Annotated in this window: 16 protein-coding genes and 2 pseudogenes; 9 read left to right on the top strand and 9 right to left on the bottom strand. The window is 68.2% G+C overall.

Features of this window, described 5'->3' with window-relative positions:
- Positions 1-124 precede the first annotated feature (124 nt).
- Positions 125-505, top strand: coding sequence for a YybH family protein (locus N8I84_RS00430; RefSeq protein WP_263227285.1), 381 nt, complete (start codon positions 125-127; stop codon positions 503-505).
- 16 nt (positions 506-521) lie between these two features.
- Here the strand turns inward: N8I84_RS00430 and N8I84_RS00435 are convergent.
- Positions 522-1,330, bottom strand: a protein-coding gene (locus N8I84_RS00435; protein WP_263227287.1) for an IS5 family transposase whose coding sequence is annotated in 2 segments (ribosomal slippage) — positions 522-991 and positions 991-1,330 — 810 coding nt in all. Because the reading frame shifts where the segments join, the coding sequence is not laid out codon by codon here.
- Positions 1,331-1,590: 260 nt separating this feature from the next.
- On the bottom strand, positions 1,591-2,202 hold the full coding sequence (locus N8I84_RS00440) for a TetR/AcrR family transcriptional regulator (RefSeq protein WP_263227288.1): 612 nt from the start codon (positions 2,200-2,202) through the stop codon (positions 1,591-1,593).
- Positions 2,203-2,306: 104 nt separating this feature from the next.
- On the opposite strand from N8I84_RS00440, the gene N8I84_RS00445 reads away from it, so the two are divergent.
- The 3 genes from N8I84_RS00445 (at position 2,307) to N8I84_RS00455 (ending at position 4,731) form a co-directional block, all read left to right on the top strand.
- On the top strand, positions 2,307-3,119 hold the full coding sequence (locus tag N8I84_RS00445) for an oxidoreductase (RefSeq protein WP_263227290.1): 813 nt from the start codon (positions 2,307-2,309) through the stop codon (positions 3,117-3,119).
- A 54-nt stretch (positions 3,120-3,173) separates the two neighbouring features.
- On the top strand, positions 3,174-3,692 hold the full coding sequence (locus N8I84_RS00450) for an SDR family NAD(P)-dependent oxidoreductase (protein ID WP_263234609.1): 519 nt from the start codon (positions 3,174-3,176) through the stop codon (positions 3,690-3,692).
- A 283-nt stretch (positions 3,693-3,975) separates the two neighbouring features.
- Entirely contained in the window at positions 3,976-4,731 is a 756-nt protein-coding gene (locus N8I84_RS00455; RefSeq protein ID WP_263234610.1) for a class I SAM-dependent methyltransferase, read from the top strand.
- 74 nt (positions 4,732-4,805) lie between these two features.
- Here N8I84_RS00455 and N8I84_RS00460 read toward each other — a convergent pair whose 3' ends face one another.
- Positions 4,806-5,129 (bottom strand): hypothetical protein, encoded by a 324-nt coding sequence (locus tag N8I84_RS00460; RefSeq protein ID WP_095749789.1) that lies wholly within the window; start codon positions 5,127-5,129, stop codon positions 4,806-4,808.
- A 1,239-nt stretch (positions 5,130-6,368) separates the two neighbouring features.
- Positions 6,369-7,577, bottom strand: a pseudogene (locus N8I84_RS00465) (IS110 family transposase); the annotation flags it as partial.
- Between the two features lie 343 nt (positions 7,578-7,920).
- Here N8I84_RS00465 and N8I84_RS43380 point away from each other — a divergent pair.
- Positions 7,921-8,025 (top strand): annotated as a pseudogene (locus N8I84_RS43380) (IS5 family transposase); the annotation flags it as partial.
- Between the two features lie 213 nt (positions 8,026-8,238).
- On the top strand, positions 8,239-9,456 hold the full coding sequence (locus N8I84_RS00475; protein ID WP_449334037.1) for an IS110 family transposase: 1,218 nt from the start codon (positions 8,239-8,241) through the stop codon (positions 9,454-9,456).
- An 81-nt stretch (positions 9,457-9,537) separates the two neighbouring features.
- On the opposite strand, the gene N8I84_RS00480 is transcribed toward N8I84_RS00475, so the two are convergent.
- The gene (locus tag N8I84_RS00480) at positions 9,538-10,404 is read right to left on the bottom strand and encodes an alpha/beta fold hydrolase (RefSeq protein WP_263227293.1); all 867 of its coding nucleotides are present in this window, start codon (positions 10,402-10,404) and stop codon (positions 9,538-9,540) included.
- Between the two features lie 27 nt (positions 10,405-10,431).
- The gene (locus tag N8I84_RS00485; protein WP_263227295.1) at positions 10,432-11,319 is read right to left on the bottom strand and encodes a VOC family protein; all 888 of its coding nucleotides are present in this window, start codon (positions 11,317-11,319) and stop codon (positions 10,432-10,434) included.
- Between the two features lie 325 nt (positions 11,320-11,644).
- Between N8I84_RS00485 and N8I84_RS00490 the strand changes: the two genes are divergently transcribed.
- Both N8I84_RS00490 and N8I84_RS00495 read left to right on the top strand, forming a co-directional pair.
- The gene (locus tag N8I84_RS00490; protein ID WP_263227297.1) at positions 11,645-11,914 is read left to right on the top strand and encodes an amidohydrolase; all 270 of its coding nucleotides are present in this window, start codon (positions 11,645-11,647) and stop codon (positions 11,912-11,914) included.
- Between the two features lie 33 nt (positions 11,915-11,947).
- The gene (locus N8I84_RS00495; RefSeq protein WP_263234612.1) at positions 11,948-12,556 is read left to right on the top strand and encodes an amidohydrolase family protein; all 609 of its coding nucleotides are present in this window, start codon (positions 11,948-11,950) and stop codon (positions 12,554-12,556) included.
- Positions 12,557-12,629: 73 nt separating this feature from the next.
- On the opposite strand, the gene N8I84_RS00500 is transcribed toward N8I84_RS00495, so the two are convergent.
- The 3 genes from N8I84_RS00500 to N8I84_RS00510 all read right to left on the bottom strand — a co-directional run bounded on the left by N8I84_RS00500 (position 12,630) and on the right by N8I84_RS00510 (position 14,826).
- The gene (locus N8I84_RS00500; protein WP_263227299.1) at positions 12,630-13,394 is read right to left on the bottom strand and encodes an IclR family transcriptional regulator; all 765 of its coding nucleotides are present in this window, start codon (positions 13,392-13,394) and stop codon (positions 12,630-12,632) included.
- A gap of 181 nt (positions 13,395-13,575) precedes the next feature.
- Positions 13,576-14,217: an FMN-dependent NADH-azoreductase gene (locus N8I84_RS00505; protein WP_263227301.1), complete on the bottom strand. Its 642-nt coding sequence runs from the start codon at positions 14,215-14,217 to the stop codon at positions 13,576-13,578.
- An 81-nt stretch (positions 14,218-14,298) separates the two neighbouring features.
- A complete protein-coding gene (locus tag N8I84_RS00510; protein WP_263227303.1) occupies positions 14,299-14,826 on the bottom strand; it encodes an SDR family NAD(P)-dependent oxidoreductase in 528 nt (175 codons plus the stop codon).
- Positions 14,827-15,141: 315 nt separating this feature from the next.
- Here N8I84_RS00510 and N8I84_RS00515 point away from each other — a divergent pair, with 315 nt between their 5' ends.
- Positions 15,142-15,579: a MarR family winged helix-turn-helix transcriptional regulator gene (locus N8I84_RS00515; RefSeq protein ID WP_263227305.1), complete on the top strand. Its 438-nt coding sequence runs from the start codon at positions 15,142-15,144 to the stop codon at positions 15,577-15,579.
- The last annotated feature ends 162 nt before the right edge of the window (positions 15,580-15,741 follow it).

Raw genomic sequence — 15,741 nt, forward strand, 5'->3', positions numbered from 1 at the left:
GCGGGAGCGCCTTGGCGGGGATCGTGGAGGCGTCGCCGCGTGCTGCCGGTCTGCGTCCCTGAGACCCGCGGCGCGCTCGTACATCCCTGCCCCGATGGGCACACACCAGGTAAGGACCCACCACGTGAACACTGCGATCACCGATCCCGCACTGCTGCCCGGCGCGTTCGAGGATGCCCTGAACGGCGGTGACGTCGAGGGCGTACTGGCCCTGTTCGCCCCTGGCGCCACCATGCGCACGCCGGCCGGCGAGGTCATCGCCGGTCACGAGGCGTTGCGCCGGGAGATCAGCGGGACCGTCGCCGCCCGTGGACGGCTCACCAACGTCCCCCGGCTCGCCCTGGTCGGCGCCGAGGCCGCGCTGCTGGTCACAGACTGGACTCTCGAAGTCACCGCTCCCGACGGCGAGCGTGTCGCCCCGACCGGCACCACCGCCAACGTCGCGTGCCGAGGCGTTGACGGCTGCTGGCGGTTCGCCGTGCTCAATCCGCTCGGCACGGCCTGAGCGCTAACTGATCGTTTCAGAATGACTTTCGAAGGCGGCGGAGGCAGATGATGCTGCAGGCGAGGTCGAGTAGTCCCTGGTGGAGATCGGCGCGTCGCTCGTAGCGGGTGCGGAGCCGCTTGAACTGGTGGAGCCAGGCGAAGGCGCGCTCTACGACGCAGCGCACCTTGCCGAGTCCGGAACCGTAGGCGACGCCGCGTCGGGCGATCATCGGCTTGATGCCGCGCTTCCACACCAGGCGGCGGTACTTGTCGTAGTCGTAGCCCCGGTCGGCGAACAGCCTCCGGGGCCGGCGGCGCGGGCGTCCTCGCAGACCGCGGATCGGTGGGACTGCGTCCAAGAGCGGTATGAGCTGGGTGACGTCATGTCGGTTCCCGCCGGTGAGCGTGACAGCCAGCGGCGTTCCGTGCCGGTCGACGATCACATGGTGCTTGGAGCCGGGGCGCGCGCGGTCGACAGGCGAGGGGCCGACGTGATCCCCCCTTTGAGGGCCCGGACGTGCGAGCCGTCCACGGCGCAGTCGTCCAGGTCCAGAAGGTCCGCGCGGCGCAGTTCGGTCAGCAGCGCGGCGTGCAGGCGAGGCCAGACGCCGGCTTCCGTCCAGTCTCGCAGCCGGCGCCAGGCCGTGACTCCGGAGCAGCCCACGGCCTGCGCGGGGACATCGCGCCATGCGACACCGGTCCGCAGCACGTAGATGACGCCGGCCAGGGCCGCCCGGTGCGGGACTCGCAGTCGCCCGGGGTGGCGGTGGCGTCGCTCAGGAGCGGGCGGCAACACCGCAGCCACCCGCTCCCACGGGTCATCCGGTACGAGATCAACACGCATCCGGACACCCTGCCGACCAAGATCGCCAGATGCAAGGTCTACTGCTCACTCACCTGAGTGGACGTTAAGTCCGTTTCTGGTAGGGCCTCGTCCGGGTTGGGTGAGGAAACCTTGACGGGTGAGGTGTCCGAGGCGGCTGCGGGTGATGTTGACGGATGCCTCGTCAGTGGGCATGCCGAGGAGTTCGTGTAGCTCGCGTGCCCGGAACGCCTGGTCGGGGTGCTGGTTGAAGGCATTCACGATCGCCGGACGGCGCGCCCTCACGAAGGCCGTCGGACGCGGCGCTGCCGGACAGGTCCGGCGTCCAGCAGCGCGAGGGCGTTGTGGACACCCTGGTCGAGGACGTCGTCGGCGAGCTTGGGATCGGCCAGGGCGCGGGCGAGTTGGAGCGTCCCGACCATCATGGCGAAGACGCCGAGCGCCTGTGCGCGTGCCGAGGGCGGACTCTCAGGTGCCAGGCGGGCGGCGATGTCGTCGATGACGGTCAGCAGCCCGTTGGTGAACGCCTGCTTGGTTGCGTCCGTGCATCGCCCGATCTCGTCGAGGAGAGCGGCCGTGGGGCAGCCGTTCTCGGGGTCGTCACGGTGCTCGGCGGACAGGTAGGCGCGGACGAACTGTTCGAGCCCGGCGCGGCCGGGCGCGAGTGCTTCGAGGCTCGCGTTCTGCGCGCCCAGCTGGTCGGCGACGGCGTTCGCGACGAGGTCCTCCTTGGAGGCGAAGTGGGCGTAGAAGGCGCCGTTGGTCAGCCCCGCGTCCGACATCAGCGTGGAGACTCCGGAGCCGTCGATGCCGTCCTTCTTGAACCGGCGGCCGGCGGCCTCGATGATCCGCTGCCGCGTCGCCTGCTTGTGGTCTTTCGCGTAGCGCGCCACGCGCTCCTCCTCACGCTTCGGCGGAGAGGCCGCTTGCCGCTCTCCGTCTCCCGTCCTAGAGTAATTGCATTACGGTCATAATCCAATCAATGGGGAGGCCCATCATGACCACGAACCGGCCGGTAGCACTCGTGACCGGAGCATCGTCAGGCATCGGCAAGGCAGCCGCCTTCGCACTCGTCGATGCGGGATTCGAGGTCGTCGGCACGAGCCGCCGAGCCTCAGGGGATCGCCGCGAGGGCGTGACGTTCCTCGACCTCGACGTGGCCAGCGACACCTCGGTCGCCAGCCTGGTCGACCGCGTGATCGAGCAGTTCGGGCGGATCGACGTCCTGGTCAACAACGCCGGCATCGGCTCTGCAGGCGCCGGGGAGGAACGCTCCCTCAGCCAGGACCAACAGCTGTTCGACATCAATGTCTTCGGACTGATCCGCATGACCAGGGCCGTCCTGCCGCACATGCGCGCCCAGGGCAGCGGCCGGATCATCAACATCTCGTCCGTCCTCGGGTTCGTCCCCGCGCCCTACATGGCCGCCTATGCCGCGTCCAAGCACGCCGTCGAGGGCTACTCCGAGTCCATGGACCACGAGGTCCGCCAGCACGGCGTCCGCGTAGTGCTCGTCGAGCCCGCCGTGACCAGGACCGCGTTCGAGGCCAACTCCCCGAAACCCGCCATGCCTCTGCCGGTCTACGAGCAGCAGCGGCAGGTCTTCGAGCGCGTGATGGCCGCGGCGATGAAGGACGGCGACGATCCCGCCACCGTCGCCAAGGCGATCGTCGCCGCGGCGACCGACCCGAAGCCGAAGCTGCGATACCCCGCCGGACCCACCGCTGGACGCGTCAGCACCCTGCGCCGCCTCGTCCCCTCCCGGGCCTTCGACCGGCAGATCCGCAAGCTCAACCAGCTGCCTACCTGACCGACACCCCCCATCCCCCAACGCCACCACCTGCACCAGGAGCCTTCCGCGGACCTGTGCACAAGCACCGCCCTCGTCACCGGAGCCAACCGGGGCCTTGGCCGCGCCCTCGCCGCCGAACTGCTCAGCCGCGGCGCTACCGTCTACGCCGCAGCACGCAACCCCGACCAGGTCGAGCTGCCCGGTGCCAAGCCGATCGCGCCCGACATCACCGACCCAGCCTCCGCTGCCGCCGCTGTCCAGGCCACCGGCGACGTCACTGTCCTGATCAACAATGCCGGCATCTCCACCGGCGCCAACCTGCTCGCCAGCGACCAAGACGCCATCCGCCTGGAGATGGACACCCACTTGGCAGCACTCAACACGTTGCCTACGGGTCAAGGACTCTGCCGCACGGGAGCGAGTCCGGGTCGCGGGGAAGCGAACGGCGAGCCCCTCGTGCCGGAGGCGATTCCCCTCGACTATTTCAGGCGGGCCGTTCCGGCATCCGAACTCCTACGGTGGCCAGCATCGCCATCCGGGCTTGCGCCGTCTGGCGTGAGCGCGGATGGCGGCCCTGACCTGAGAAGGTGACAACTTCAGCGCCCAGATGGTGACAACCACCGCGCCCAACGGAGCGATGGCGTGCAGGCCACTGGAGGCGCTTGATGACAACTGTCTCGCCCAGTCACACCCGACCCGTGCATTCCGTCACCCCACGCGCCGCATCTCGTCGCTTCCCCATAGACCGCGATGCAAGCGGGCGTGCACTCACCCATCCGTGGTCTGGCTCTCAAGATCGGCGTGCCGCTTCCACGGGTAGCTGTCCCAGCCCGCATCCAAAATTGGAGTCTGCCGCGTGACGGAGGTAGTGGTTGTGACAAGTTATGACGTGCTTGCCGAGGTGTACGAATGGCTCATCTCGGATGCAAAGTTGCCTCCAGCCGAGTTAGCTGCGTCGTTCGACGACGTCCTCAATCTCCTGCCGTCGAACGCTCACGTCCTCGACTGTTCGTGCGGAACCGGACAGCTGGCGGTTGGCCTCGCCGGTCGTGGCATGCAGGTTGTCGCAACTGACGCCAGCGAGGCGATGGTTCGTCGGACTGCAGAGTTGTCTGAGGAGTTCGGGGCATCCGTCCGGGCCGTACGGGCGAACTGGGAAGAGTTGCCCGACCATTTCCAGGACAACACGTTCGACATGGTGTTCTGCGTTGGCAACTCGCTTCACCATGCCACGGGCACGACAGGCAGGGGTGCTGCTCTGGAGTCGATGTCACGGCTTCTGCGCCCCGGCGGGCGCTTGGTACTCACATCCCGCACTTGGGAACTCGTGAGGGCCAGAGGTTCCCGGCTGGAGATCAGTGATCGACTCGTCCGCCGGAACGGTCGCGATGCCGTCGTGGTCTACCGCTGGGAGATTGCGCCGCATTGGGAGGAGGAGCACCACATCGAGATTGCGATCGCGCAAGTTGATGCGACCGGGTTGGTTCTTGTCCGCTCGGAACTGCTGTCCTGCTGGCCCTACCGGTACGAGGAACTCGAAGTCGAGCTGCACCGGGTCGGACTCCAGACGCAACTGAGCACGTTCGATCTTGAGGCCGAGAACTACATGGTGGTCGCGAGCAAGGTATAAACACCGGACTCTCAGTCCCTGGCCGGACCGCGCGGTTGCTCGCAGGACGCTTGCGCCCTCTCATCGGTGCGGGTTCAAGTGGTCAACGCGACGCCTCGGACGAGGAGTGCTCGTCGATCAGACGGCGGTAGATCCGGGGTGACGGTGTGGCGCTGTTTCCTGGTCGCGTCCAGATCAATGAGCAGGATCTCGTCGATCAGCAGCGTGAACGGATCCAGCTTCGACGGCCGCGCCGAAGCGGTTGTCGTGCGTGGCTGCGGCCAAGCCGAGGTCAGGGCCTTGTTGACCGTGCTCCAGGTGACGCCGTACTTGCACTGCAACGCCCGGTTCGACATGCCATCGCGGGAGTCGCGCCGCAGCGCGGCGTACAACTCGACCTTCGACTGGCCAGGCGGCATCGGGGGTGCTCCTTTACTGAGCACATCCAGCTTGACACCGCAACCCCGATGGTGACGTCAGAATTCGCGAACATCTTTCTGGGCCATCACCTGGCGACGTCAGCTTTCACGAACAACTGACGTCACCAACTACCGACAGAACCACCGCTGCGAGCGGCAGCTCCTGGAGGGCATCGTCCACGTCGCCTGCACCGGGCAGGCCTGGACGCGTCTTCCCCCGGCTCTGAGACCCTTTCTCGCCTGCCGCCGCTTTCTTCGCTGGCGGGAGGACGGCACCCTGGAGCTGGTCTGCCGCGCTGTCCTGCCCGAACAGGACACCCCCTGGCAGCGGCGCCTAGCCGCCTACATCAACTCCTCCTGTGGCACTGCGTCTTCTGCGGTGACGTGCCATGACGCGCACCAGTGACAGCACGCATGTCTGTGCGCTTCCGGGCATGAATCTTTGCCGTCAGTGCCTGCTGGGCACCGTAGGTACGAGACCGTGACGAGGTGACACCTCTTCCGGTCCTGCTGCGGACTGCGCCCGTGAGCAGCGAGACGACCTGGTCGCTCATGTGCCGGGTGGCTGCCACGTACGGCATGCACCCCCAGCAGGTGCTCGGGCATTTCACGGTCACCGGCTCCCGTCCCCGGCATGAGGCCGCGCCGTGCGAGCCGACGCGGAGCTCCTGCTCAACGGGGGCGGGCGGCGGATACTGGCAGGCCTGTGCGGCGTCGAGGAAGGCGTGCTGGCGCGGGCGTTGCCGTCCTGGGAACAGGAGGACGCCAAGCTGCCTGCCGAAGAGAGCGGGCGCCGGCGGCGGCGTGGCGGATCGGCGGCGCGGTCGCCGGGCCGGTGGCGTTCGGCTGCCGCCTGTGCACGGCCCGGCGTACGGGGAGGGCCGTGCGGGTGGTGTATGACCGTCTCGTGGGTGTCGGCCGATGTCCTATGGCACTGACGCCTTGGCTATCGACGAAGGTAGGGGCCCGTCGTCACGCGTCGTGTAGCCCTCCGGGCCGCCGCCGCTTCGATCCAACGTGCGTCGGGAGCGAAACGCGTCTGCCGCCGTCCACGGGGCACGAGAACGACGATCGCAACGGCCAGAACGAACGCCACGACCGCAATTGCCACTGCCACGAACACCGTTGCCCCCTGTAAGCGCCTCGGACCGCCGTCCCCGCAGCCCTGGTCAGCTCGTCGATGACTGCCAGATCAACTGTACTCTTCGGACACTCGAACGTGAACGAAGTCAGTGTCGGCGGAGCGAAAGCGACCGCTTCGTTGAACTTCTGGTGGGTGGTCAGGCAGTGATGGAGCTGGCCGATCATGCGGTTGAACAGGTTGCGGAGGGCCGCGTGGTAGCGGTCGCCAGCTTCTCGTCGGCGGTTGTAGTGAGAATGGGCTCCGAGTGAAGCGGTGAGTGCGGCGAACGCCCAGTGCCGGCCGGCCGCGGCCAGTCGGCTGTTCTTGATCCGGCGGTGGCTGACGCGACGGCTCTTGCCGGATTCCCTCGTTACGGGGGCGCTTCCGGCGTAGGCCTTCAGGTCTCGGGCCGTGGCAAACCGGGTGCGATCGTCACCGATCTCCGCGAGTATCCGAGCACCGGTGAGCACGGCAAATCCGGGGAAGCTCGTGATGATCTCCGCGTCGGGATGCTGCTGAAAGAGTTCTTCGGTGTCGTGCGCCAGCTCGTCACATGCCCGGCAGGCCGTCTCGAGCTGGGCGAGCAGTGCGCGTGTCTGATGCCCCATCGCCTTCTCGACCAAGGCCGGCTGGCGAAGCCGGGTCCGATGGAGCACTTCGAGGAGCCGGTCGGTCTCGGCCTCGATCCGACGTTGACGGCCGGCCCGCGTGACGGCGGCTCTGAGTCTGCTGCGGGTGAGCCGGGCGGCCTCGGCCGGAGTGGGCGCGATCGCCAGGATCGCGCGGTCTTCACGCGCCAGCAGCCGTTCGCGCTTGTCGGCGAACGCCTCAAGGATCGCCGGGTAGTACTCACGCAGGTGCGACCGGAGCCGGTTGTGGGCCCGGGTGCGGTCCCAGACCGCGTCCTGCTGGGCCCTGGCGAGGACGGCAATAGCCCTGGCCAGATCGGAGTCGTTGGGCAATGGCCAATGCAGTTCGGCGTCGGTCCGCAGGATGTTCGCCAGGACAACGGCGTCCTGATGGTCGGACTTCTTGCCGGAGACGACGTGCCGGTCGCGGTAGCGTGCGACAGCCATCGGGTTGATCGCATACACCCGGCGGCCACAGGCCCGCAGACAGGCCACGAGAAGTCCGCGAGATGTCTCGATCGCGATCGGGATCGGATCGTCCGGGCTGTCACCGTGCTCGGCGAGCAACCGAAGCAGGTCCTGGAAGCCCGCTGCGTCGTCGCCGATCCTGAGCTTGCCGAGCAGTCGAGCGTCCTGGTCGACCACGGCAACGTCGTGGTGATCCTCAGCCCAGTCGATTCCGCAGGTCACGTGCAAGGCGCGCTCCTTTCGGGCTTTCGCTGTCCGTCCGTGTCGGGCCGTGGCAGGACCACCCGGCGACCTAATAGAAGCGCTCATGGGCGCACCACCCCATCAGCCGTCCGTGGCCCCAGCAGATTCCAGGGTCCTCGCTCTCGTGAAGAGCTCCACGGCTCCGGCTGATCGGGAGGTGTTCCTGGGAACGGCTCGAACCACGGCACGGTATGGCGACCGAGCTCGAATCGGCAGAGGCCGCGCGCGCGTCCCTCTTGTCGAAGCACTCCCAGGCGCTGCATACAGCCCAGACGTCTCGCCCGGCCCCTGCCAGGACTGACAACTGCCAATCCACAATGCCTATTAGGCGTACGCCTCCCGCAGGAACCGCGCCTACCTGCGCCGCCGCGGGATCCGATGCACCATCCCCGACAAGGCCGACCAGGCACGCAACCGCCAGAAGCTCGGCTCCCTAGAGGCTGTCCTACCTTCACGACGTGGGTCTGATCTGGTCACTCGTACGATCGGAGGGCCCGGGGGCTCCGGGTATGGCTGTAAAGGCTGAGCCGCTGGATGGCTTACGGGACTTGGCCGCCCGGAGCCCCGCGACGACTCGACCGCCAATTGGGAGACGCGACTCGATCGCTGCTGTAGGACAACGCCGGCGAGGTCGTCTGCGGGATCGATGTACGACGAGCTGGCGGAGGTGGCCGTGCCAGAGATCTGGGCCGGGGTGGACATCGGCAAGACGCATCACCACGCCGTGGTGATCGACGCGGAGGGCGAGCGGCTGCTGTCTCGCCGGATCCAGAACGACGAGACTGAGCTGCTGGCGCTGATCGGCGATGTGCTGGCGATATCCAACGACGTCTTGTGGGCAGTCGATCTCAATCACGGCGGTGCTGCATTGCTGATCGGGCTGCTCACCGTCCACGGTCAGCCCGTCGCCTATCTCACCGGCCTGGCAGTGCACCGGGCCTCCGCCACCTACCGCGGTGAGGGAAAGACGGACGCGAAGGACGCATTCGTCATCGCGGACCAGGCCCGCATCCGCCGGGACCTGGGGCTGCTGCGGCCCGGCGACGAGATTGCCACCGACCTGCGCACCCTTACCACCCGACGACTGGATCTTGTCTTCGACCGCACCCGGCAGATCAACCGTCTCCGGGCCCAACTGCTGGACATCTTCCCTGCGTTGGAGCGCTCGTTGGACCTGACCAACAAGGGTCCGGTGGTGCTTCTGACCGGCTACCAGACTCCGGCCGCGATCCGCCGCACAGGCGTGAAGCGGATCGAGGCCTGGCTGAGAAACCGCAAGGTCAAGAGCGCCGCCGCGCTCGCGCGCACCTGCGTGGAAGCCGCGCAGGCCCAGCAGACTGCGCTGCCCGGTGAGCGATTGGCCGCAGCGATGGTTGTCCGCCTCGCGAAGGGGGTGATGGCCCTCGAGGAGGAGATCGCCGAGCTTGACGATCTCATCGAGGCGAGGTTTCGCGAGCATCCGCACGCCGAGGTGATCCGCAGCCTGCCCGGCATGGGTGCCAGACTCGGCGCCGAGTTCATCGCCGCAACGGGGGGCGACCTGGACGCCTTCGGAAGCGCCGACCGCCTGGCCGGCTTCGCCGGCCTAGCCCCGCAGCCCCGTGACTCCGGCCGCGTCAGCGGCAATCTGCGCAGGCCACGCCGCTATCACCGCGGTCTGCTGCGGACCATGTACTTGTCGGCGCTGGCCAGTCTCAAGTCCTGCCCCGCCTCCAAGGCGTACTACCAACGAAAGCGGAGCGAAGGGAAGGGGCACAAACAAGCTCTCCTTGCCCTCGCCCGCCGACGCGTCAACGTCCTGTGGGCGATGATCCGTGACAGAGCGTGCTATCACGCTTCGCAACCCGTCGCGGCAGCTGCTTGACATCAGCATTGGGAAGTCCCGTATGGGATGTGAGTTGTCCAGTGAGGGCCAGGTTGTGGAGCCGGGGGCGTTCCAAGGGGGTCAGTGTGCGGAGATGAACTCGTGCACGACGCGGTTGAACTCCTCGGCGTGTTCCATCTGCGCCCAGTGGCCGCAGTTGTTGATGAGGTACAGCCGGGAGGACGGAATCATCGCCATCAATCGCAGCGCGTTCTCGAAGTGGACGGCGCGGTCGTTCCGCCCCTGCACGATCAGCGTGGGCACGGTGAGCTCGGCCAGCAGCGGCGGCAGGGCCTGGAACAGCTGCGGCGGGCCATTGAGATCCCCGCTGGACAGCGAGAGCCTCATGTTCTCCAGGTGGTCGGGGCGGGCGAGCGCGGCCTCCGACCGCGCGCGGGCGAGGTCGGCGTCCTCGGCGAGCGCCGGGTCGTGCGCGAGCGCCCCGACCATCGCCTGGAAGTTCGCCGGCGACGGGTCGAAATAGGCGCGCACCAAGGGGAGGATTCCCTCCGTCTTGTCGTTGGGCGGGCCGAGCACGTTGACCCCCGGGGCGGGGGCGCCCATCGGGATCAGGTGGCTGACGCGCTCGGGATGGTGCGCCGTGAACCGGAGCGCCGTCCTTCCGCCCAGCGAATTGCCGACGATGGCGACCCTGTCCAGTTCGAGCGCGTCCAGTGCCAATTCCAGCGCCTCCACGTGGTCGCGGTCGCCCGGCACGGCGGTGTCGCTCTTGCCCCAGCCGGGCATGTCGATGGCGAACACACGGTAGTGGCGGGCCAAGGCGGCGATGTTGCGGGAGTAGTTGCTCCAGCCACTGGCGCCGGCTCCCCCGCCGTGCAGCAGGATCAGGGGGTGACCGTCACCGGCCTCGTTGTAGTGCAGCTTCCACTTGCTGGTCTGCACGTACTTGCTGGTCGCCGATTCAGTCAGGACCTCGGTGGTGGGCATGGCTTTCCTTTCGTCCCGGGCGGCGGTTCAGGCGTCGGCCGCGATGTACTTGTGGCCCCAGGCGCTGATGGCGTCGTAGTGGGCGACCTGCCATGTGTCGTCGTCGATCACCACGCCGCCGCTGCCGTACTCGATCTGGAACCCGGACGGCGTGGTCACGTAGAACGAGGTCATGTGGTCGTTCGTGTGCTCGCCCAGCGTGATGATGACGCGGTCGGGATCGCCGTTGATCTGGCTCATGATGCGGCCGACGGTGGAGAAGTCGGAGACTTCGAGCATGAGGTGATCGAGGCCCGGGATGGGGCCGACGCCCTCGCCGACGCCGATGGAGTGATGCCGGGGGTTGCAGTGCAGGAAGTAGGCGTTCTCGTCCGATCCGAACTGAGCCATCGAGATCGTGTCGGTCAGCCTGAATCCCAGCTCACGCTGGTAGAACTCGGCCAGCTCGCGCGCGCCACCCGGATTGGTCAGGAGGGCGTGCCCGACCCCCAGATCACCGGTGACGAAACGGACGCCCAGCGGGGACGCGAACGGGGTGTCGGCGAACGGCTGGCCGTGGACGGCCTCGATCGTCTGGCCTGCGGGGTCGGAGAAGACCCGCAGTCCCTCGACGCCCCGGCGGGCTCGCAGTTCCTCGTCCTCGCGGACGGTGATGCCCCGGGATGCGAGGTGGGTCTCCAGCGCGGCGAGCGTGGCCGCGTCCGGGACGGTGAGGCCCAGTGCCATCAGGGACCGGGGGCCCGCGGGCTCGCCGTCCTCGACGAGGATGCGGTACGCGTACTCGTCGAGTCGCAGGCGCAGTTCGCCCGCGGCGGACGGCGAGGGTTCCGCGCCGATGGTCTGGGTGGCGAAGCGGGTCCACTCGTCGAGTGGACCGCGGACCACGACATAGCCCAGCGATGTGAAGAAGCTCATGTGCTTTCTCCTCAGGTTGTCCGAGATGGTCAGTGAGCTGCGGTGGCGAAGGTCTTTTCCGACGGCCCGGCCGTCCTGGGGGGCGGGAATGGCGAGTGTGCGGGCGACGGCGTCGAGAAGGGCGTCCGGGTCGGGGCGCCGACTGAGCTGGTGACGTTGACGCTAGGGCGGGAGACCGCGCCGACGAAGCGCGTGTTCCGGGAACCGGCACATCGTTCCGCTGGCGCTGCGCGTGTTCCGGGAACCGGCACAACCGTTCCGCCGCGAGCCGGGCCCCGGCCTACTCTCTCCCCGCCACCTCAACGACCACGGAGAGGGCCCTTCCATGCACCGGACCGGCTGGATCGACGTCCACGCCCACTTCGCACTCCCCGGCGGCACCACAGCCTGGGACCCCCTGACCGCGCTGGACCACATGGTCCGGCTGGGCATCGACATGCAGTTGCTGTCCGACGTCACGGTCACCGCTCCCGCCGACGTCCGCGCCTCCAACGAGTACGGCGCGTCGGTCGTCCGGCGGTATCCGCACCGCTTCGGTCTTCTCGCGGCTCTTCCGCTGTCCGATGTGGACGCGGCACTGGCGGAGATCGAGTAAGCGCACGAGCACCTGGACGCCGACGGGTTCGCGCTGTGCGCCACCTACGGCGGCGACTTCCTCGGCGCCGAACGGTTCCGCCCGGTATGGCGGGCGCTCGACGCGATCGGGGCCGGAGTCTTCATCCATCCCTCGCCGTTCGGGGCAGCGGCTCTTGACCTGCCGCGCCCCTTCTTCGAGGTCACCTTCGACACCGCGCGGACCGTGGTGGACATGGTGTGGCGCGGCGTCACACGGTCCGCTCCCCGCGTCCGCGTCGTCCTCGCGCACGCGGGCGGCGCCCTGCCCGCGCTCGCCGGGCGGATCGCACTGCTGTCCGACGCCGACTGGGTACCCCACGAAGGAGTCACCCCTGAGACGGTGCGCGAAGCCCTCGCCGCCATCTACTACGACACCGCGATGGCGGGCACGCCGAACGCGCTCGGCCCCGCGCTGGCCGTCACCTCTCCCGACCACATCGTGTACGGCTCGGACTTCGGCGCCCCTTGCGCGAGCGAACCGGTGCTGCGGGAGACGATGACCTCGTTGCTGACTGGTGGCGTGCTCGCCCCCGAGGTCGCGGCCGGCGTGGGACGCCACGCGCACACGGTCTTCCCGCGCGCCGCCGCCCGGCTGGTTCCGGCCGAGAAGGCGGCCTCGTAGCAGGACACCCGACTTGCCTGCGGGCACGGGGAATTCCGTAACGTGTGGAAGCCGTGGCTGCCCATCGGCTTCGTCAGGTCAGGACGCCGGGCAGTGCCCTGACGATCGACGACACCGTCCGTCGCAGGGGTGGCAGGAACACATCAGCCGACCCTTGTTCGGTGGGGAACCCGATCGACACCGCCGCCACCGCCTGGCCGCCGAAGACGATCGGCATGGCCACACACGACCGTCCGGGCGCCGCCTCCTCGACGTCGGTGGCGACCCCACGCTGCCGGACCCGTCGCAGCTCACGCCGGAGCAGTTCCGGGTCCCGCACCGAGTGCGCGGTGAGCGCGCGCAGACGGCCCGTGGTGGTCCCCTCCACCATGTCCGGGTCCGTGTGGGCCAGCAGAGCCTTGCCCACACTCGTGCAGTGAGCGGGCAGGGCCATCCCGACCTCCGTGGCGAACAACCGCGCCCGCGGCGTGTACAGCTTCTCCACGTAGACGACCTCCGGGCCGCGCAGGACGCCCAGATGGATGGTGTGCCCGACAGCCCGGTGCAGATCCAGCAGGTACGGAAGCGCGACGTGGCGGACGGCTCCTTCGGGCGACGCCGCACCGAGGGTCATCATCCGGAACGCCATCCGGTAGCCGGTGCCCTCGTGTTCGACCGCCCCCACCCGGACGAGCATCCCGAGGACGCGGTAGGCGGTCGACTTCGGCAGACCGGCGCGGCGCGCCACCTCACTCAACGTCAAGACGCGGCCGTATCGGAACACTTCCAGCAGATCGAACGCCTTCTGCATGACCGACGACGGAACGGCCGTCTCCCGCACTGCGGCTGCATTGCCCATGTGCAGTCCTTTCGAGAACGCCTCGAGAACACCCTGAGAACGCCTTGGGAATGATCGTGCCAGGGCCTGTCTCGTAGAGCGGTGCGGTGGCGAGCGGCCGTCCGCGTGGTGCCGCGTGGGGGTGCGCGCAGCGCTCGGTGATCTACGAGACAGACCCTGGGGCGGTCAGACCCTCGGGCGGTCAGACCGTGCTCAGCTTGGCGATCCGCAGCCCGTGCTCGGCGGCCTGCTCGTACCCCGTCTTCATCGACTCTTCGGCCAGTCCCTTGAGGTGCGCCATCTCCGGGTTCCAGAACGCGTGGGTCAGCTCCGCCTCGGCGATCTGCAGGTCGAGGCCCAAGACGTCGGCGAGGATCCTGCGCATGTAGGGCGTGGCGTAGTCCCAGCCCTCCTTCGGGGTGCCGGGCCCGTAGCCGCCGCCCCGGCTCAACGTCAGGAGCGCCGGCTTGCCCTTGAGCGGCTGGTCACCGTGGATCCCCACCTGGGGGTGCTTCAGGATCAGGTCGATCCAGGTCTTGACCTGCTCCGGGACATTCCAGTTGTACATCGGCACCGCGAACAGGAACGCGTCGGCGGCGAGCAGTTCCGCGCCGAGACGGTCGAGGAGCTCGTGCGCCTCGGCCGGGGCCGGTGCCGCCGGGTTGACGACTTCGTGGGCGAGCGCCGTCCATGCGTCCCCAGGCAGCGGCTGGACCCCGAGGTCGCGCCGGGTCACGACGCCGCCGGGGTGCTCGCCGAGCCACGCCTGCTCGGCGGTGTCGGCGAGAGCGCGGCTCACCGATCCTTCGGTCCGGATGCTCGCATCGAGACGGAACAGGTTCATGGTGCCGGTACCTCCATTAGTTCGGCTGCGATGCAGATAGTATGCACAACAGAACATCTGCTCGCAAGAAAAGTGAGCTGGCTAACAGCCCGGCATGACGCGGGTGCCGGTGGCTCGCGACGAGCTCCAGTCGGATCTCGACTGGGGGCCGCGCGCGTCACCACAGGCGTCCCCGGCGGCCCCGCAGCTTCCAAGGGTCCTCGTCGCCGTCTCCCGAAACGGCGCGGTCAGGGGCGAAGCCCGATGAACGGGACCGTCATCCACTGCTGCGCTCGGCGCCATCGGCAGCGAGGACCGCACCGTTGACGTAGCCGCTCGAAGGTGAGAGCAGGAAGGGGGGACCGCGTTGACCCGCACACCCGACGGACCGAACTCAAACGCCCGATAGCGAGCGAGCATCTCGGCGCCGGCCTTCGAGGCGCCGTAAGCCGCACGGACCGCAGCCGGGATTCGCGCCGGGCCCGACCCGATCAGGACGATCGATCCGTTCTGTCGCCGCACCACTCCCTGCACCAAGGCCGCTACCAGCAGGAACGGGGCCCGCACGTTGACTCCCGATCTGCCGGTCGAAACTCGCGGCGCCAGTGTGCACCGTCGGGACGAACTCATAGATGCCGGCGCTGGTACAACCAGACCCTCGGCGATCGCCCGCCCGATCCCCGACGTTGTCGCCGCGACCAGGGCGTTTCACCCTGCCAACTCGTTACTGACGGCCATGGCACGTCTCCTTGCGACAGTCGGGCCTCGCCCCGCCACCCGCTGCGTCATCGCGGAGCCAGAGTGCCCCGCCTCCCACAACACAACACTATGTCAGCAAGACGTTCTGTGTATTAGACTATCTGTAGCCATGTCGAAAGGTGCTACGGTGATCTGATGTCCTCTGAACCCCGCAACCGAGCGAGCGAAAGCGCCAAGTGTCTTGCCTTGGACGACGACCTGGTTTGGGCCATTCGCATGATCTCGGGGGCGCTCCGGCGCGCCGCAGCCGACGCCTCGGAGACGCTGCCCGGGGGAGCACGCGCCTACTTGGTGCTCGTGGCATTGGCCGAGGCCGGGGACAAACCCCCCACGCAACTCGAACTGGCCGGCCAGGTCGGTCTCGACCGAACGGTGATGACCTACCTTCTCGACGACCTGGAGGGGCTGGGTCTGCTGTCGAGACGCCCGAATCCGCAGGACCGGCGGGCTCGCCACGTGATCCTGTCGGACGAGGGCCGATCGCAACTGCTGCGCATGCGAACTGATGTCGCGGCCGCTGAAGCACGGCTGCTTGCCGAGTTGAGCGAAGAACAGCGGGCCCAGTTTCGAGACCTCCTGACCCGGGTCGCGCTCACCGCCCAGCGAGGCACCGGCAAGGGTTGAGGTGCGCGCTGTTCCGCTTCGGAGACAACTCCCGAAGTGCGGGACGCAGCCGTTGGCGCATCGCCGATCCTGACCGCGCCCCGCCGCCTTGCGGTACTGGGATCGGTCAGGCGGTTGTCTACCGTTTCCGCCGCGAGGAGCCAAGCTCCTGCTCACCGGACG

This window comes from Streptomyces cynarae (assembly GCF_025642135.1).
GTDB classification, from domain to species: domain Bacteria; phylum Actinomycetota; class Actinomycetes; order Streptomycetales; family Streptomycetaceae; genus Streptomyces; species Streptomyces cynarae.